The organism is Pantoea sp. X-Soil-YNGN-775 (genome assembly GCF_059730575.1).
Genome location: NZ_AP035945.1, coordinates 438972 through 457859 on the forward strand (window position 1 = coordinate 438972; position 18888 = coordinate 457859).

Genomic DNA, 18888 nt, shown 5'->3' on the forward strand with positions numbered 1-18888 from the left:
AATAGCCAGTATAAAAGTGGACTGAAATTTATGACTAAACGTGGTGTAAAGGCGGCGATAGCGCTGTTTTTCTTCTGTATCAGCTTTGCAGTGGCGGCACAGAACGGCTGGCCGCGCACGGTGGCGGGCGCGAAAGGCAGTGTGACGCTATCACAGGCGCCGACCCGCATTGTCTCGACCAGCGTCACCCTGACCGGCTCGCTTCTGGCGATTGATGCGCCGGTGATCGCCAGCGGCGCAACGGCACCCAACAGCCGGCTGGCCGATGGGCAAGGGTTCTTCCGTCAGTGGGGCGAGGTGGCAAAACAGCGCGGCGTAAAACGTCTCTATATTGGCGAGCCAAATGCCGAAGCGATTGCGGCGGAAGCGCCGGACCTGATTGTGGTCAGTGCCACCGGCAATGACTCAGCGATTAAACTGGTCGATCAGCTGACCGCCATCGCGCCGGTGCTGGTGATCAACTACGACGATAAAAGCTGGCAGCAGCTGGTGACGCTGCTGGGTGAGGCAACCGGCCATGAAGCACAAGCCGCTGCCCGGATAAGCGCGTTCGATGCGCGTGAAAAAGCGCTCCGCTCAGCGTTGACGCTGCCGCCACAGCCGGTTTCCGCCATGGTCTGGAACGGTGACGGTCGCGCAGTTAATCTGTGGACTGAGGCGTCCGCGCAGGGGAAATTGCTGCAACAGCTGGGATTCACCCTGGCCACACCACCTGCCGACATGCAGCACGGTCACAGCATGGGGCAGCGTAAAGACATCATTCAGCTGTCAGGGGAAAATCTGGCTGCCGGGCTGAATGGACACTCGTATCTGCTGTTTGCCGCCGAACCGAAAACCGCAGAGCAGGTGATGAAGAATCCTTTCCTGGCCCAGACTCCGGCGGTGCGTAGCAAAGCGGTCTACGCGCTGGGGCTGGATACCTTCCGTCTGGATTACTACAGCGCCAGCAATCTGCTGAACCGACTGGAGGCGCTGTTCGTTAAATCATGATGATGTTTCCGCCTGCCCGGGTGCAGGCGGTTGATAACGGCGCAAACGCGCCATCAGCAGCCACATCACAACACCCAGCACGGTGGCGGCCAGACCCAGCAGGCCTGCCGCCTGCTGCGGCAGCAGCAGTGACCCCATCGCCCCGATCACCGCCGCGCCAAGCGCATCACCGGTAACATTCTGCGCCGTCCACAGGCTGTTGATCCGCCCAAGCAGCGCATCCGGCGTTAGCGTCTGGATCAGGGCATACTGCACCAGGCTGTTAATAGCACTGAAATAACCAAACGCGGCGAGGCAGACCAGACTCAGGCTGAACCACGGCATCAGGCTGAACAGGCCCAGCGCCACAAAGGCGGCAATGGCGCTGGCCAGGATCAATCGGCCCGGCTGCGACGACTGCGCCAGCCGGCCACTGGTTAAGGCACCGACCGCCGCCCCAAGTGGAACGGCGGCATACATCAGCCCCAGCTGCTCCAGTCCGACCTGCCAGTGCGGAGCCAGCGCCGGGTAGAGCACCCGCACCGCACTGGCTAAGGTGACCAGCGCGCCAACCAGCGCGGCCATGCCGACGATCGGGCTGGCGAACAGAAAACCAATCCCGGCGGATAACGCGGTCAGCGGATGTTCACGCGGTTGCGGTGGCGGCGCAAGCGTCGGCAGTCGCAGCAGGGTGAGCACCGTCAGCAAGGTGCCGATCGCCGCCAGACCGTAGTTCCAGGCCACGCCAGCATGGGCGATCACCAGGCCGGCAATCGCCGGCGACAGGATAGCGCCAAAGCGGACCGTCAGCATGGTGATAGCGCCCGCTTTCATGATATTTTCGCGCCCCACCAGCGCCGGCGTGGCAGCCAGCAGTGCGGTGACGCCAATCGCACCAAAAAAGCCATCCCACAGGCCCAGCACAAATACCGCGATCACCGAGGGCGCGGGCAGCAGGGCATTGACACACAGCGCGACAAAACCGAGGCCGCAGGTGGAACGGGCAAATAAAATCAGGCGTCGGCGTTCGTAGCGATCGGCCAGCACGCCACCGGTCAGCAGGCCGATAAACATGCCGGCACCGGCCAGCGTGACCGCCAGTCCGACCAGCAGCGGGGATTGCGTCAGCTGTTGAATCTGTACCGGTACCGCGACAGCCAGCATGCCAAGCGCGACGATAGAGATAAATCGGGCGATAAACACGGCGCGGAAGGCGGGATGGGTTTTCAGCAGGCTGAGATCGATAAAGTGGGAGGGTTTGTTCATAACGTCGCCTTTTTGCACCCATTTTCCTCGTCATTGAGTTTACGAGTCATGGTAACATACAAAAAACGCGTAAGAACGATAACAAGTATCATTATCATAAAGGTATCCGCTGCGATGCCATTGAATTCGTGAAGGTTTAAACGTTATGCGTCAATTCCATGTAATAGCAGGTTCAGGGATGCTGCTGTTGCTGCTCCTCGCGCTTAGCCTGATGCTGGGTGCCAAATCCATTGCCTTTCATGATGTCAGCCAGGCGCTGCTGACCGACTGCTCCAGCGCGAACTGCATTATTGTGCGTGACGCCCGACTGCCGCGCACCCTGGCCGGGCTGCTGGCGGGTGTTGGCCTCGGCGTGGCGGGCGCGCTGATGCAAAGCCTGACGCGCAATCCGCTGGCCGATCCCGGTATTCTGGGTATTAATGCCGGGGCTGGCTTCGCGGTGGTGCTGGGCATTGCGCTGTTCGGTGCCGATTCGCCGGCCGACTGGCTGGGCTTTGCCTTTAGCGGGGCGCTGCTGGCGTCGTTGCTGGTGGCGCTGACCGGCGCTATCGGTGGTGGACGGGTTAATCCGGTACGTCTGACGCTGGCCGGGGTGGCGCTGGGCGCGGTGTTAGAGGGCTTAACCTCTGGCTTATCGCTGCTTAACCCTGACATCTACGATCATCTGCGTTTCTGGCACAGCGGTTCGCTGGATATCCGTAATTTCGCCATGCTGCGCACCACCTTTCCTGCGGTGGCGATTGGCAGCCTGCTGGCGCTGCTGCTGGCACGCTCGCTCAACAGTCTCAGCATGGGCGGTGATATGGCAACCGCGCTCGGTACCCGCGTTGCCCGCACCCAGCTTATTGGGCTGCTGGCGATCGCCCTGCTGAGCGGCGCCGCCACTGCCGCAGTGGGGCCGATTGCCTTTGTCGGATTAATGACGCCGCATCTGGCACGCTGGCTGTTCGGCAACGATCATCGCTGGATGCTGCCTGGCACCATTCTCATCACGCCCTGTCTGCTGCTGGCGGCTGATATTCTCGGCCGGGTGCTGGTGCCGGGTGAGCTACGCGTGTCGATTGTGACCGCGATTCTCGGCGCGCCGATGCTGATTGTGCTGGTGCGCCGCAAGATCGGCAGAGGTGCGGTATGAGACGCGTAACGATTAATGCCTTCTGGCTGCTGCTGGCGTGTCTGGCACTGGCTTTTCTCGGCGTGACGCGCGGCACTTTGCCGATCACCGCTGCCCAGCTATGGCAGGTGTTCAACGGCGAGGCGGCGCGCAATATCCAGCTGATCGTGCTGGAGTGGCGTCTGCCGCGGGTGATGATGGCGCTGCTGATTGGTGCCGCGCTCGGCGTAAGCGGCGCAATTTTTCAATCGCTGCTGCGCAATCCGCTCGGCAGTCCGGATATTCTCGGTTTCAATACCGGTGCCTACAGCGGAGTGCTGGTGGCGCTGGTGCTGTTCCAGCAGAACATGGAAGGCATGACGCTGGCGGCGCTGATCGGCGGATTGCTGACGGCGGGCGTGGTCTGGCTGTTTAGCTGGCGCAACGGCGTCGAGACGTTTCGGCTGATCATTGTCGGCATCAGCGTGCGTGCGCTGCTGATGGCGCTTAACAGCTGGCTGATCATCAGCGCCTCACTCGAGGCGGCACTGAGCGCTGGCCTGTGGAGCGCCGGCTCACTGAACGGCATCAGCTGGGCGAAAACCACGCCGGTTATCACCGTGCTGCTGCTGGCGCTGCTGGCAACCGCACTGCTGGCGCGGCGCATGCGACTACTGGAGATGGGCGATGACACCGCCTGCGCGCTTGGCGTAGCGGTTGAGCGCAGCCGCATTCTGCTGATGCTGACCGGGGTGATCCTGACGGCGGCCTCGACCGCGCTGGTCGGGCCGATCTCGTTTATTGCGCTGCTGGCACCCCAAATCGCCCGACGGCTGTGCGGCGGAATCAAAGGCGCATTATCGCTGGCGGCATTATGTGGCGCACTGCTGTTAACCGCCGCTGACTACGCCGCGCAGCACTTTTTCCTGCCCTATCAACTGCCGGTTGGTGTGATTACCGTGAGCCTGGGCGGACTTTATCTGATTGCTCTACTGGTGCGGGAGGCGCGACGCCAATGACAGTAACGACACGTTTGCAGGGCAACGCACTGACGCTCGGCTATGACAAAAAAATCGTGGCGGAGAATCTCTCGGTGACAATCCCTGACGGTGAGCTGACGGTGATTATCGGCCCCAACGCCTGTGGTAAATCGACGCTGCTGCGCACCCTAAGCCGGTTGGCATCGCCTTTACAGGGCGAGGTATTGCTGGATGGTAATGCGATTGCCCACTATGCCACCAAAGAGGTGGCGCGTCGGCTCGGGCTGCTGCCGCAAAGCTCCAGTGCTCCGGCCGGCATCAGCGTCAGTGAGCTGGTGGCGCGCGGGCGTTATCCTCACCAGCCGCTGTTTGGCCGCTGGCGTCAGGAAGATGAAGTGGCGGTGCAGCAGGCGATGCTGGCGACCGGCGTGGCCGATCTGGCACAGCAGCAGGTCGATACCTTGTCCGGCGGTCAGCGGCAGCGGGTCTGGATTGCGATGGTGCTGGCGCAGCAAACGCCACTGCTGTTACTCGATGAACCCACCACCTGGCTGGATATTGCCCATCAGATCGAGCTGCTGGAGTTAATGCAGGATCTGAATCAACAGCATGGCCGGACGCTGGTGGTGGTGCTGCACGACCTCAATCAGGCGTGCCGCTACGCCAGCCATTTGATCGCTATGCGGGACGGTAAGATTATTGCCGAAGGTAAACCGGCCGACATCGTGACGCCGGCGCTGATTGAAACCATTTACGGTCTGCGCTGCATGATTGTTGACGATCCGGTGGCGCACACCCCGATGATTGTGCCGCTGGGGCGCGCAGCCAGCTGATTCGGCCTTCCCCGGGGGGAAGGCGCGAGTCGGTCGGGGATTAAAACGTCGCCAGCAATTGCTGCAGGCGCGGCCCAATCTGTTCAAATATTCGCGGCGAAATAATCTCGACGTGGGCGCAATCCAGCGGCCATATGTCCAGTTCAGCAACGTAAGGTGACCAGGCGCGACCGGCATCCTGACCGGGCTGTTGCGTCTGTTCCGCCAGGAACAGGGTCGCCCGGCCGTTGAAGCGCGCGCTGCGGGCCGTGGCCAGCAGTCGCACCGAGCTGGCGTAGTTGGCTTCGATGGTGGTAAACAGCGCCTCCATCCCTTCTCCCGCCTGCTGGCGCTGTGCTGCAATAAACTGCTCGCGCTCCCGGTTAACCTCTGCCAGTACCGCCGGATCCAGCACGTTTTCCCCGCGCTTCTCATCCCAGTTCTGCGTCTCTGGTGGCCAGGTATCCAGCAGGCCGAGGAAGGCAACGGTTTCGCCTGCGGCTTCCAGCCGCGCCGCGATACCCTGCGCCAGTGTCCCGCCCAGCGAATAGCCGAGGAAATAGTAAGGACCGTGCGGCTGCTGCTGGCGTATCGTCGCCAGGTGCGCCTCACACACCGCATCGAGATGCGTTGCCTGATTGAGCGGGCTGGCGAGGTCTGGCGACTGAATGCCAATCAGCGACCAGCGTGCATCGAGATAGCGTTGCAGCACGCTGAACTGCCAGGCAAAACCTGAAGCCGGATGGAAGCAGAACAGCGTCGGCCCGCTGCCGCGCCGCAGCGGCAGCACCGCTTCAAAGCCGGCACGGCTGGCCTCAGCCGATTCACTGCTCAGCAAGGCTGCCAGTTTTTCCACCGTGGAGGCGATCATAATCTGGCCGACCGACACCGGCTGATTGAGGCGACGACGCAGCTGTGCCGCCAGCCGCATCGCCAGTAACGAGTGGCCGCCGAGGGCGAAGAAGTCATCCTGCGCGCTGACCGACTCCCGCTCCAGCAGCATGGCGAACGCCTGCGCCAGGGTGGTTTCCAGTCCCGGATGCGGGTCCCGACCCGCTTCCGCTGTCTGTGTCTGCGGCAGCGGCAACGCTTTACGATCCAGCTTGCCGTTGCTGCTGAGCGGCAACGCCGCCAGCTGGACAATAGCGACCGGTACCATGTGCGCAGGCAGTTGCGTCGCCAGCGCCTGACGCATCGCTGCGGCATCAATCGGCTGATCCGCCACCACATAGCCGACCAGCTGGCGCGCATCCCCTTGCTGGTGGTCTGCGCCGCCCAGCACCAGGGCGTGCGTCACCGCCTGCTCCACGCCGGGCAGGGCAGCCAGGGCATGATCGATCTCATTCAGTTCAATCCGCTGTCCGCGGATTTTAAGCTGGTCGTCGCTGCGGCCGAGATATTCGACTGCGCCATTGGCCAGCCAGCGCGCGACATCGCCGGTACGGTACATCCGGCTGCCGTCGCCATAGGGGTCAGCGACAAAACGACTGGCGGTCAGGTCAGGGCGATCAAGATAGCCATGCGCCAGCTGCACGCCGGTCAGATAGAGATCGCCAGCCACGCCAGGCGGCACTGGTTGCAGACGGGCATCCAGAATCCGTAAACCGGTGTTCCAGACCGGGAAGCCAATCGGTACGCTGGCACCTTCGACCGCCGCCAGTTCCTCACCCGATGCCGGGTAATAGCTGACGTCGACCGCTGCTTCGGTCGGACCGTAGAGATTGTGCAGCGCGACCTGAGTCAGCGTTTGCCACTGGCGTGATAGCTCAGCCGGTAACGCTTCGCCGCTGCAGAACACCTGGCGCAGGGTAGCGCAACGCGCCACGGCGTCCGCATCCTGTAGCGTGGCGACAAAGGCCGCTAGCATCGACGGCACAAAGTGAGTGGTGGTAACGCGATAGCGGGCAAACAGCTGTTGCAGCGCCTCCGGATCGCGATGGGCATCCGGTGGGGCCATCACCAGCTGTGCGCCGACCATCAGCGGCCAGAAGAACTCCCAGACAGAGACATCGAAGCTGCTCGGGGTTTTCTGCAATACCACATCACTGCTGCCGAGTGGATAGTGATCCTGCATCCACAGCAGGCGGTTAACGATCGCCTGATGGCTGACCAGCACTCCTTTTGGCCGACCGGTTGAGCCGGAGGTATAGATAATGTAAGCGCCATCCTGCGGGCGTGGCTGCTGGCCGATCTCTGACCTGTTCGGGGTTAACAGCGCGTCATAAAACAGCGGCGTGATCGGCGTAAGGGCGGCCAGTCGTCCGGCCAGCTGATGACAGGTGACCAGCGTTTTCGGCGCGGCGTCTTCCAGCATCATCTGCAGACGATCGTCGGGATAGCCGGTATCGAGCGGCAGGTAAGTGGCACCCGCGCTGACCATGGCCTGCAGCGCCAGCGACAGGAAGATCGATCGCGGCAGAGCGACGGCAACAATATCGCCCGGCATCACTCCCTGTGCAATCAGCTGCTGCGCCAGCGCCGCCACCTGCTGCTGCATCTGTTGATAAGTAAGCTGATGGGCCTCATCCGCCAGCGCCGGGGCCAGCGGGGTACGCAGCGCCTGGCTTAACAGCAGGCTGCTCAGCGTTTCTGCCGGCAGCGGCATCGCCGTCTGATTAAGGGTGGCTAACTGCTGATGTTCAGCCGGCGTCAGCATATCCAGCTCGCCACACGGGCGATCGGGATCGGCGGCCAGCTGCGACAGCAGCAGATCAACGCGGCTGGCGTGTTGTCTGAGGATTGCTTCGCTGTAGCGCTGGGCGTTCGCCAGCAGCTCCAGCGTCAGGTCGCCCTGTTCGCTCAGGTAGATCGCAATCTCCAGATCGCGTACCGGGCCGGAGGCGAGCTGATGCGTCACGCCTTCAATGCCGGCAAAGTCGAGCTGGTAATCAAACATCTTGAGGTTGATCACCGGTCCGTAGAGCGGATCGCTGTCGCCGAGGCGGCCCAGATCGCGCTGCACCTGCTCGGCATCGTAGCGCTGATGACGACGCATTTTTTTTATTTCACCCGCCAGGCGCGCTGCCAGTGCGCTCAGCGGCTGGGCCGGATCGTTGTGTATCGCCATCGGCAGCACATTGATTACCGGGCCGGTGGCACACAGCGCGGCTGAACCGATGCGGCGCATAAAGATGAAACCGGCGGCAAAGTCGTTTTGCCCGCTGAGACGCGACAGCCACAGCGAGACCAGCGCAATGGCGGTGTCGGCCGCGCTGAGCTGCTGCTGCTGGGTATGCGCCAGCAGGGCCTGAAAGTTATTGCTGTCCAGCGCAACACTATGACGTAGCAGATCGGTACTGGCACTCTGGCCCGCCAGCGGCTGGTCGGAGAGCGACGCGGGCGCGGGAAGCTGTGCGCCTTTTTCGCGCCAGAACTGCGCATCACGCTGCCAGCCAGCAGATTGCTGGTAGCGTTGATACTCTTCCACCACCTCACTGAATGGCGTAAACGGGGTCGGCTCAGGCGTTTCATCACGCTGCCAGGCGCTGTAGAGATTGGTGATACGGCGGGTCAGGGCGGTAAAGCTGAAGCCATCGACCACCAGATGGTGATAACGCTGATACCAGTACCAGTGCTCATCACCCAGCCGCAGCAGGCTGTGGTGGTACAGCGGCGCGCCGCTGATCACCCGCAGGTCACCAGACATATCCTGCTGCATCAGCGCACGAGCCGCGGCGACCGGATCGGCCGAATTGCGCAGGTCAATCACCTGCGGCTCAGCAAAGTGCTGCGGCGCAGGCCACTGCTGTGGTTCACCGTCCTGCTCGCCAAACGCCATATTCAGCGTATCCGCTTCCTGCATGCCGGCAACGATAGCTTTGGCCAGCAGCGCACTGTTGAGCGCGCCGCGCAGTTCGACAAAATGCGCCACCGCGTAAGCATTGGCGTGTGGGGATAACTGGTCTGCGATCCAGATGCCGGGCTGAGCGGCAACCAGCGGTAACGTTTTCTGTTCAGTCAGATTCGGGTTCATGGTGATCTCAGACATCGTCACTCCGGCTGGCGGTGACCGGGCGGATATCGTGCCAGTTTTCATTCAGCCAGCTGAGGCAGATTGCCTGTGGCTGGGGACCAAATACCGGCTGCCAGCCAGACGGAATCGCCCGGAAGGCGGGCCATAAGCTGTACTGTTGCTGGTTATTGATCAGTACATGACAATCCTGCTGCGGATCGTCGAACGGATTGAGATGTTGCATGTAGGTCTCCTGCCCGTGCTATCCAGGCGAGATATCGCCCTGATCCTGCACGTCGCCGCTGACCGCGATCGGCCTCGGGTGTGAAAGAGGGGCGATAGGCGAATTACGGGTATTGCCACATTGCTTTTAATCCGGCCAGCAGGCCGCCGCGCCAGCAGAGCGCGTCGTGACCGCCTTCAAACTGCTGATAGCAGACCTGATGTCCGGCCGCGATTAAATCACGCTCAAATTGTTGATTTGCTGCCAGAATCAGCCGCTCACGTCGGCCTGCTTCAAGATAAAAGCGGCGCGGCGGTGCCTGCAGCAAACCTTGTTGTAGTTGTTGCGGTAGCCAGCCGTTGGGGTTACCGCGCGCCGGCCACCAAAAAGAGCCGGAAAGGCTGATGGCGGCACCAAAGGTCTCTGGCCAGCTTAAGGCGGCGTAAGCTGCGGAAAGTCCGCCAAAACTTTGTCCCGCCACCAGCGTGCTGTCGCCCTGCACCCGACAGGCGACGGTTTTCTGAATCAGCGGCAGGAGTTCGTGCTGCACCGCCAGCCAGAATTCGGCATTACAGGTCAGCTCGCGGCTGCGGTGCTCGCGATCGATAATGTCGATCATCGCATAAACCGCCGGCGGCAGTTCTCCTGCCGCGGTGAGTTGCCGCAGCGGACCGGCAATCGGCATGGTCTGCGCCCAGAACTGCCCATCCAGCAATAACGCCAGCGGGCGGTCGGCGGCAGGGGCCTCGCCGCTGCAGTAAAGCCACACCGTGCGCTGATTACCCAGTCGTTCGCTGCGCCACTGCAGCGGTTGCAACGGAATAGCCGCCGGCTGGCCGCGATCAACATCGTGCCACACCGATTGATCGGGCGCCTGCGGCAGGTGCAGCGGTGAAACCCGTAGGCCGCGTCCGCCAGCCCAGCTGCGCAACGGGTTGAGCGGGTCCGCCTGCGCTGACGGGAATTTGCCGCTCCACCATTGACGCAGCGTCTGCATATCAGTCTGGCCGTCGAATTTCTCGGCCAGGCGATCGGGTATCAGGCAATAGCTGCCGCGCCAGTCAGCGGGCAGGGTGGTTTGCCACCACCAGACATCGGTGTCGGGAACGCGTGTTAAGGAGGAGGGGGCGGCGGACTGATGGTGATCGGTCACGCCGGTGATGTTGATCCAGACGCGGCGGATCGCCGAGTGGGACTCATCACCGTGGGGATCACGCCAGAAGAAGGTGACCTGACAGGTGCCCTCTTCGCCGGGTTCAATCAAGGGAATGCCCTGTTGCTGCTGCTGTTGCCACCAGGCGTCACTGCCGGTCACTTCATTTAACCACGTCATACGCGCCATCAGTCGATCACTACACTTGATTAGGGTGATGCATGTTATGAATAATACTATTGATAATTATTTTCATTTGCAATAGGGTGTTTCCGCTCTACAGGGAGCGCGCGCATCCTCTCTGCCGTATCGGGCTTCAGACCGGGACGAGGGTCTGTTGAAGATGGTCCGGAGAGAACTGGAATGCGTTGCAGGCAAGGTACTTACCTTTTCACCGGCGCGCCGGCAGTGGCCTTTCGCTGGCAATCCAGGAATAAAAAAATGAAAAAGTTATCCCGGCTTTCGTTAGCCATTATGATTGAACTTGGCGTCACCACCTCTCTCATTTCTACCGGCGCAGCAGCAGCTGCTACTGACCCGGGCATCACCAGCAACGCATCCGATACCGCCAGCGACAGCACCATGATGGTGACCGCCGCCGAGCAAACGCTTCAGGCACCCGGTGTGTCGACCATCACCGCCGACGAAATCAAAAAACATCCGCCTGCTCGCGACGTCTCTGAAATCATTCGTACCATGCCCGGCGTTAACCTGACCGGTAACTCCACCAGCGGCCAGCGTGGGAATAACCGTCAGATCGATATCCGCGGCATGGGGCCGGAAAACACCCTGATCCTGGTGGATGGCTTGCCGGTAACCAGCCGCAACTCGGTGCGTCTGGGCTGGCGCGGCGAGCGTGACACGCGCGGCGACAGCAACTGGGTTCCGCCTGAGATGATTGATCATATCGAAGTGATTCGCGGTCCGGCGGCGGCCCGTTACGGTAACGGCGCGGCTGGTGGGGTGGTGAATATCATCACCAAAAAAGCGCTGGATAATCAGTGGCACGGCTCGTGGAGCGCCTATTACAACGTACCGCAGCATAAAGATGAAGGCGCCACCCGACGCACTAATTTTAGCCTCGAAGGGCCGTTAGGCGACGACTTCAGCTTCCGGCTGTATGGCGGACTGGCAAAAACCCAGGCCGACGCGTACGACATTAATGAAGGGCATGCTGCCCAGCGAACCGGCTCCTATGCTGGCTCCTATCCGGCTGGCCGTGAAGGCTCGGTCAATAAAGATGTCCATGCCTTACTGCGCTGGGCTTTTGCGCCGATGCAGGCACTGGAGTTGGGTGCCGGTTACAGTCGGCAGGGCAACCTGTATGCCGGTGATACACAGAACACCAACACCAACGCGCTGGTAAAAAGTAAATACGGTGATGAGACCAATCGCCTTTATCGGCAGAACTTCTCGCTGAAGTGGACCGGTGCCTGGGATAACGGCATCAGTACCAATACCTATGCGCAATATGAGAACACCCGCAACTCGCGCCTGAATGAAGGGCTGGCAGGTGGTACCGAGGGGATCTTCTCCAACAGCGACTTCAATACCATTCAGCTGGACGATGTGCTGCTGCACAGTGAGGTCAGCATTCCGTTTGAATGGCTGGTCAATCAGACGGCCACCTTCGGCACCGAGTGGAACCAGCAGCGGATGAAAGACCCGTCATCGACCACCCAGGCGACCAGCAATGGTTCCATCCCAGGCATCGCCACCACCGGTCGCAGCCCCTATTCTCAGGCTGAAATCTTCTCACTGTTTGCAGAAGACAATATTGAACTGACCGACAGCACCATGCTGACGCCCGGCCTGCGTTTCGATCATCACTCCATCGCGGGTAACAACTGGAGCCCGTCGCTCAATCTGTCACAGGGATTAGGCGATGACTTCACGCTGAAAATGGGCATCGCCCGCGCCTACAAAGCGCCGAGCCTGTATCAGACCAACCCTAATTATCTGCTGTACAGTAACGGCCAGGGCTGCGCCTCTAGCGCCGGTGCCTGTTATCTGATGGGCAATGACGATTTGAAAGCGGAAAACAGCATCAATAAAGAGGTGGGGCTGGAGTGGAAGCATGAAGGCTATCAGGCCGGTCTGACCTGGTTCCGCAACGATTACCGCAATAAGATCGAGGCCGGCACGCTGCCAACTGGCACCGCCTCGAACGGAACGACCGACATCTATAAGTGGGAAAACGTGCCGAAAGCGGTGGTGGAAGGGCTGGAAGGGACGGTTAACGTGCCGTTCTCAGATAGCGTGAGCTGGAACAATAACTTCACCTACATGCTGCAGAGTAAGAACAAAGAGACCGGCGATCGTCTGTCGGTGATCCCGGAATACACGCTTAACTCGACGCTGAGCTGGCAGGCAACGCAGGATCTGTCACTGCAAACCACGCTAACCTGGTACGGCAAACAGGTGCCGAAAAAGTATGACTATAAAGGCAATCCGGTTACCGGCAGCGCCACCGATGAGGTAAGTCCTTACTCAGTGGTCGGCATGAGCGGCACCTATGACGTCAACAAATATGCCAGCGTCACGGTGGGGATCGACAATCTGTTCGATAAGCGCCACTTCCGCGAAGGCAATGCGCAGACTACCGGTAACGCCAACACCGGCGCGTATCTGTACGGTGCCGGTGCCAACACCTTTAACGAGTCGGGCCGCACTTACTATATGAGTGTGAACACCCGCTTCTGATGGGTTTAGCCATCACCAGACCCGGATGAATCCGGCCGAAGGGATAAGCTCGACGCGCAGGGAACAGGGGCAGGGTAGGGACGCGTCCCGTGCCATGCCCAAAAACGCCAGGCGTGGGCCGACGTCGGGCGTATTTCAGGGATGAGGCAGGTAATCTCACAGGCCGGACGGTCAGGGATGGGCTTAAGCGTTTTTCCGAGCTGCCCCTGTTTCCAGTGCAGGCTCGGTCTTATCGCTGACGGGGCCAGACTTTATTAACAAACGCAGCAGGTTGATCGCCTGCTGCGTTTTTTTATGCCGTGTTACTCAGTTGTTCTGATTAATATCCCGGTAGAGCCGGCTCTCAAAACGCACCAGCGGAATACGGCGGGTACGCTGATCTTCCGGTGGAACCGCATAGCCGGAAAGGAACTGTACAAAGGCGACCCGGGTGCCACTCGAGGTGGTGATAAAGCCCGCCAGGTTATAAACCCCCTGCAGTGAGCCGGTTTTCGCTGAAACTTTGCCATCCAGTCCCGCTTCATGCAGTCCGCCGCGGTACTGCAGCGTGCCGTCATAACCGGCCAGTGGCAGCATCGAGATATAATCCAGCGTGCTGTCATTTTTCGCAATGTACTGCAGCACCTGCATCATGGTTTGCGGCGAAATCAGGTCATGACGCGACAGGCCGGAACCATCGACCTGAATGCTGTTGCCCATGTCGATATTGGCTTTGGCTTTCAGGATCCGGCGAACCGCGTCCTGGCCGGCGCGGAAGGTCCCAGGCACGTTGAAGTAGTGATGACCAATGGTGCGAAACACCGTGTCGGCAATCATGTTGTCAGACTTCTTCAGCATGGTATGCAGCAGCGTGTGCAGCGGTGCCGACTGGGTTGAGGCCAGTACCGTGCCCGGCTCGGTGACCAGAGACTGACGCACCAGATGCCCGCTGTAATCGATATCTGCCGCACGCAGTTCCGCTTTCAGGATCTCGCCAGCCCAGGCAGCGTCATCCTGAACCGCAAACGCCAGCGGCAGTGGTTCGGCACGTTGACGCATGCAGCCGGTCAGGGTGTAGCGGTTCAGCTCACCCGGCACTACGTCGAGTTCGCAATATTGTCCTTCGCCACTGTTGCGGCCAATGGTGCGCACCTGGCTGTACATATGCGCCGGGTAATAGGAGGCGATACGCACAAACGCATTCTCGCCCGGCGTGTTAGCGCTGTAGAGCGAGACAGAAAAACAGTTTTTATCGACGATCGCCGCACCCGGCGGGGCGCTGAAGCATTGGGTCAGGTCGTTCCACGGCCAGCCTGGTGCCATGTCATGACTGGCAAACACCGAGGTATCAATCACCAGATTGCCTTTAATATGGGTGATGCCCTGCTTCTTTAACCCGGCCACCATATTGCGCAGATCCTGCCGGCTTAAAGTGGGATCGCCAGCAAAACGCGCCACTAAATCTCCGTTCAGCGTGCCATCAACCAGCGCGCCTTTGGTCTCAAAGGTGGTCTGAAAACGGTAGTCTCCGCCCAGTTCCAGTAACGCCGCCAGCGCCGTCACTACCTTCATGGTACTGGCGGGCAACGCCATCTGTTTTCCGTGGTAATCAATAATCGGGGTTGATGCACCCACTTTCTGCACCATCAGCGCCAGATTGGCGCCGTCTGGCAGATACTGCATGTATTCATCAACTGGCGCTGCTTGTGCCTGCAGCATAAATGCACAGGTTAATCCGGTAACAAGTCGTGAAAATCGCATAATCTCGCGGTAACTGGCAGGTGAAGCCGTCAATACTACGTCGCTGGACGGTGGAAAGTAAACGATGACCCGCAGGGAACTCTGGGGTAAAATACGTATCAAATTGCAAAACCCTTTTCTGGCCTGGAATACTGTCCGGGTCAGGATTCTTTTGTTTGCAAAACCGGCTAATGCGTCGCAGAACGCTTTTTTCTGCAGTCACCGGTCAGGATGACACCGTTAAACAGGATAGATGACGAGGAGCTTAAATGAATCAGATTCCGATGACGTTAAGAGGCGCAGAAAGACTGCGCGAAGAGCTGAACGAGCTGAAAACCGTGAAGCGTCCGCGCATTATTGCCTCTATCGCTGACGCGCGCGAGCATGGCGACCTGAAAGAGAACGCGGAATATCATGCCGCACGTGAAGAGCAGGGCTTTTGTGAAGGCCGCATTCAGGAGATTGAAGCCAAACTCTCCAATGCACAGGTGATTGACGTCACCCAGATGCCGAAAACCGGCCGGGTCATTTTTGGCGCGACGGTAACGGTTCTGAATATCGATACCGACGAAGAGTCGACCTATCGTATCGTGGGTGATGACGAAGCTGACTTTAAGCAAAATCTGATTTCGGTAAATTCACCGATGGCGCGTGGCCTGGTAGGTAAAGAGGCAGATGACGTGGCGATTATCAAAACCCCTGGCGGCGATGTCGAATACGAAATCCTGAAGGTGGAATACCTTTAAGATGTTGCTACGCTTTGAAATGCGTTAAAGCACAATGTAAAGAAAGGAAAAAGGCCGCATTGCGGCCTTTTATCTGAGGTAAGAGCATGGCACTTTCTTTGCCCACTTAACGTGGCAGAGAAATCTTGCTCTCTTTAGACGGGCGATACAGCACCAGCGTTTTGCCGATCACCTGTACGTTGCTGGCACCGGTTTCACGCACGATCGCCTCAACGATCAGCTGCTTAGTTTCACGATCTTCTGAGGCGATTTTCACCTTAATCAGTTCGTGATGCGACAGAGCCTGCTCGATTTCGGCCAGCACGCCTTCAGTCAGGCCATTGCCACCCAGCATAACCACCGGCTTGAGCGGATGGGCGAGGCCCTTGAGGTGCTGTTTTTGTTTGGTACTTAGATTCATCGTAGTTTTTTACTTACTCAGGGATTGAAAACGGTTCATTCTACCGCCATCTCGGGTATATCACCAAATCGACGCAACCCATTGCGTGCAGGTTTATCGCTACGATGACGATTTAGTTGGAAATATTATGACGGGTAAAAAGCGTTCGGCCAGCTCCAGCCGCTGGCTTCAGGAACACTTTAGCGATAAATATGTGCTTCAGGCGCAGAAAAAAGGGTTGCGTTCGCGCGCCTGGTTTAAACTTGATGAAATACAACAGGGTGACAAGCTTTTCAAACCCGGCATGACCGTGGTAGATCTGGGTGCTGCACCCGGTGGCTGGTCACAATATGTGGTACAGCAAATTGGGAACAAAGGGCGCGTTATTGCCTGTGATATCCTGCCTATGGATCCGATTGTCGGTGTCGATTTCCTTCAGGGTGATTTTCGTGAAGAATCGGTGATCAATGCGCTGCTTGAGCGCGTTGGCGATCAGAAAGTTCAGGTTGTCATGTCAGATATGGCACCGAATATGAGTGGTACACCTGCCGTAGATATTCCCCGGTCGATGTATTTAGTCGAGCTGGCGCTGGAAATGTGTCGGGATATCCTGGCACCCGGCGGCAGCTTTGTAGTGAAAGTGTTTCAGGGAGATGGCTTCGATGAATACCTGCGGGAAATTCGCTCCCTGTTTACGAAAGTGAAAATTCGTAAGCCGGACGCTTCACGGTCACGTTCACGTGAAGTGTACATTGTGGCGACTGGGCGCAAACTATAACCAGATTGCTGGAGTAGTCCGCAGTTTTGCTGCGATTCCATGTATGAAGGATCTATAGTACCCTACGCTATCTGTTAACACCGTTGTAATATGAGGTTAATCCCTTGAGTGACATGGCGAAAAACCTGATTCTCTGGTTAGTCATCGCGGTCGTGCTGATGTCAGTATTCCAGAGCTTTGGGCCCAGCGAGTCGAATGGCCGTAGGGTTGATTATTCAACCTTCCTGTCGGAAGTGAACCAGGATCAGGTCCGCGAGGCACGTATTAACGGGCGTGAAATTAACGTTATTAAAAAAGACAGCAATAAATACACCACCTACATTCCTGTCAATGATCCCAAGTTGCTCGATAACCTCTTGACCAAAAACGTCAAAGTGGTTGGCGAACCACCGGAAGAGCCAAGCCTGCTGGCGTCGATCTTCATTTCGTGGTTCCCGATGCTGCTGCTGATCGGGGTGTGGATCTTCTTTATGCGCCAGATGCAGGGCGGCGGCGGCAAGGGCGCGATGTCCTTCGGCAAGAGTAAAGCCCGCATGCTGACCGAAGACCAGATTAAAACCACCTTCGCCGACGTTGCAGGCTGTGACGAAGCGAAAGAGGAAGTTGCCGAACTGGTGGAATATCTGCGGGAGCCGAGCCGTTTCCAGAAGCTGGGCGGTAAGATTCCGAAAGGCGTACTGATGGTCGGTCCTCCGGGTACCGGTAAAACGTTACTGGCGAAAGCGATTGCCGGTGAAGCGAAAGTGCCTTTCTTTACCATCTCCGGTTCTGACTTCGTTGAAATGTTTGTCGGCGTCGGTGCATCTCGTGTGCGTGACATGTTCGAACAGGCCAAAAAAGCGGCACCGTGCATCATCTTCATTGATGAAATCGATGCGGTGGGCCGTCAGCGTGGCGCCGGTTTAGGCGGTGGTCATGATGAACGTGAACAGACCCTGAACCAGATGCTGGTTGAGATGGATGGTTTCGAAGGTAACGAAGGTATTATCGTTATCGCCGCAACTAACCGTCCTGACGTGCTTGACCCGGCGCTGCTGCGTCCAGGCCGCTTCGACCGTCAGGTGGTAGTGGGCTTGCCAGACGTACGTGGCCGTGAGCAGATTCTGAAAGTGCATATGCGCCGTGTGCCACTGGCGACTGATATTGACGCGGCAATCATTGCGCGCGGTACGCCTGGCTTCTCCGGTGCCGACCTGGCTAACCTTGTCAACGAAGCGGCGCTGTTTGCTGCCCGTTCGAACAAGCGTGTGGTGTCGATGGTTGAGTTTGAGAAAGCGAAAGACAAAATCATGATGGGGGCAGAACGTCGCTCCATGGTGATGACGGAAGCGCAGAAAGAGTCAACCGCGTATCATGAAGCCGGTCACGCGATTATTGGTCGACTGGTCCCTGAGCACGATCCGGTGCACAAAGTGACCATCATTCCACGCGGCCGTGCGCTGGGTGTGACCTTCTTCCTGCCTGAAGGCGACGCGATCAGCGCCAGCCGTCAGAAACTGGAAAGCCAGATTTCGACGCTGTACGGCGGTCGTCTGGCAGAAGAGATCATCTACGGTGCTGAACATGTTTCTACCGGTGCGTCGAATGACATTAAAGTCGCGACCAACCTGGCACGTAACATGGTGACGCAGTGGGGCTTCTCAGAAAAACTGGGTCCACTGCTGTATGCCGAAGAAGAGGGGGAAGTGTTCCTCGGACGTTCAGTCGCGAAAGCGAAACATATGTCCGATGAAACAGCCCGCATTATCGACCAGGAAGTTAAGCACCTGATCGACAGCAACTACCAGCGTGCTCGCCGCATTCTGGGTGAGAACATGGACATCCTTCACGCGATGAAAGACGCGCTGATGAAGTATGAAACCATTGATGCACCGCAGATCGACGACCTGATGGCGCGCCGCGAAGTGCGTCCGCCAGCGGGCTGGGAAGACCCAGGCAGCAGCAACTCTGACAGCAACGGCACGCCAAAGGCGCCGCGTCCGGTCGATGAACCGCGTACGCCAAACCCAGGCAACACCATGTCAGAACAGTTCGATAAATAAGACGTTACCTCGTCAGACAAAACCCCGGCTGGTCCGGGGTTTTTTACATCCAGATATTGATCAGCAAGGAGTG

14 protein-coding genes are annotated in these 18888 nt (G+C 58.8%); 8 read left to right on the forward strand and 6 right to left on the reverse strand.

The features are described from left to right. The first annotated feature begins 30 nt into the window (after window positions 1-30). The gene (fepB, locus tag AC6I8I_RS01985) at window positions 31-990 is read left to right on the forward strand and encodes a Fe2+-enterobactin ABC transporter substrate-binding protein (RefSeq protein WP_312055287.1); all 960 of its coding nucleotides are present in this window, start codon (window positions 31-33) and stop codon (window positions 988-990) included. Here the strand turns inward: fepB and entS are convergent. Continuing rightward, a complete protein-coding gene (entS, locus tag AC6I8I_RS01990; RefSeq protein WP_312055286.1) occupies window positions 985-2235 on the reverse strand; it encodes an enterobactin transporter EntS in 1251 nt (416 codons plus the stop codon). The genes fepB and entS overlap by 6 nt on opposite strands. 145 nt (window positions 2236-2380) lie before the next feature. Here entS and fepD point away from each other — a divergent pair, with 145 nt between their 5' ends. The 3 genes from fepD to AC6I8I_RS02005 are packed head-to-tail and all read left to right on the forward strand — an operon-like array spanning window position 2381 to window position 5141. Beyond that, complete coding sequence (gene fepD / locus AC6I8I_RS01995) at window positions 2381-3370, forward strand: Fe(3+)-siderophore ABC transporter permease (RefSeq protein WP_312055285.1); 990 nt, start codon at window positions 2381-2383, stop codon at window positions 3368-3370. After that, window positions 3367-4347 carry an iron-enterobactin ABC transporter permease gene (fepG, locus tag AC6I8I_RS02000; protein WP_312055284.1) on the forward strand — a complete coding sequence of 327 codons (981 nt, stop codon included), beginning with the start codon at window positions 3367-3369 and terminating at the stop codon, window positions 4345-4347. Before fepD ends, fepG begins: the two co-directional genes overlap by 4 nt. Continuing rightward, the gene (locus tag AC6I8I_RS02005; protein WP_312055283.1) at window positions 4344-5141 is read left to right on the forward strand and encodes an ATP-binding cassette domain-containing protein; all 798 of its coding nucleotides are present in this window, start codon (window positions 4344-4346) and stop codon (window positions 5139-5141) included. The genes fepG and AC6I8I_RS02005 overlap by 4 nt, the downstream gene beginning before the upstream one ends. A gap of 40 nt (window positions 5142-5181) precedes the next feature. Here AC6I8I_RS02005 and AC6I8I_RS02010 read toward each other — a convergent pair whose 3' ends face one another. From AC6I8I_RS02010 to fes, 3 genes are all read right to left on the reverse strand, one after another. Beyond that, window positions 5182-9108, reverse strand: a complete 3927-nt coding sequence (locus AC6I8I_RS02010; RefSeq protein ID WP_497828257.1) for an enterobactin synthase subunit F — start codon at window positions 9106-9108, stop codon at window positions 5182-5184. Further along, window positions 9101-9316, reverse strand: a complete 216-nt coding sequence (locus AC6I8I_RS02015; protein ID WP_312055281.1) for an MbtH family protein — start codon at window positions 9314-9316, stop codon at window positions 9101-9103. Before AC6I8I_RS02015 ends, AC6I8I_RS02010 begins: the two co-directional genes overlap by 8 nt. A gap of 103 nt (window positions 9317-9419) precedes the next feature. Further along, window positions 9420-10637 carry an enterochelin esterase gene (fes, locus tag AC6I8I_RS02020; RefSeq protein ID WP_312055280.1) on the reverse strand — a complete coding sequence of 406 codons (1218 nt, stop codon included), beginning with the start codon at window positions 10635-10637 and terminating at the stop codon, window positions 9420-9422. Window positions 10638-10889: 252 nt separating this feature from the next. On the opposite strand from fes, the gene AC6I8I_RS02025 reads away from it, so the two are divergent. Continuing rightward, entirely contained in the window at window positions 10890-13151 is a 2262-nt protein-coding gene (locus AC6I8I_RS02025; protein ID WP_312055279.1) for a TonB-dependent siderophore receptor, read from the forward strand. Between the two features lie 306 nt (window positions 13152-13457). Here AC6I8I_RS02025 and dacB read toward each other — a convergent pair whose 3' ends face one another. After that, the gene (gene dacB / locus AC6I8I_RS02030; protein WP_312055278.1) at window positions 13458-14891 is read right to left on the reverse strand and encodes a serine-type D-Ala-D-Ala carboxypeptidase; all 1434 of its coding nucleotides are present in this window, start codon (window positions 14889-14891) and stop codon (window positions 13458-13460) included. Between the two features lie 248 nt (window positions 14892-15139). On the opposite strand from dacB, the gene greA reads away from it, so the two are divergent. Then, complete coding sequence (gene greA / locus AC6I8I_RS02035) at window positions 15140-15616, forward strand: transcription elongation factor GreA (RefSeq protein ID WP_031375419.1); 477 nt, start codon at window positions 15140-15142, stop codon at window positions 15614-15616. Between the two features lie 106 nt (window positions 15617-15722). Here greA and yhbY read toward each other — a convergent pair whose 3' ends face one another. After that, entirely contained in the window at window positions 15723-16016 is a 294-nt protein-coding gene (gene yhbY / locus AC6I8I_RS02040; RefSeq protein WP_010251809.1) for a ribosome assembly RNA-binding protein YhbY, read from the reverse strand. Window positions 16017-16143: 127 nt separating this feature from the next. Here yhbY and rlmE point away from each other — a divergent pair, with 127 nt between their 5' ends. Further along, on the forward strand, window positions 16144-16773 hold the full coding sequence (gene rlmE, locus AC6I8I_RS02045; RefSeq protein ID WP_031375418.1) for a 23S rRNA (uridine(2552)-2'-O)-methyltransferase RlmE: 630 nt from the start codon (window positions 16144-16146) through the stop codon (window positions 16771-16773). A gap of 113 nt (window positions 16774-16886) precedes the next feature. Then, entirely contained in the window at window positions 16887-18815 is a 1929-nt protein-coding gene (gene ftsH, locus AC6I8I_RS02050) for an ATP-dependent zinc metalloprotease FtsH (protein WP_031375417.1), read from the forward strand. The last annotated feature ends 73 nt before the right edge of the window (window positions 18816-18888 follow it).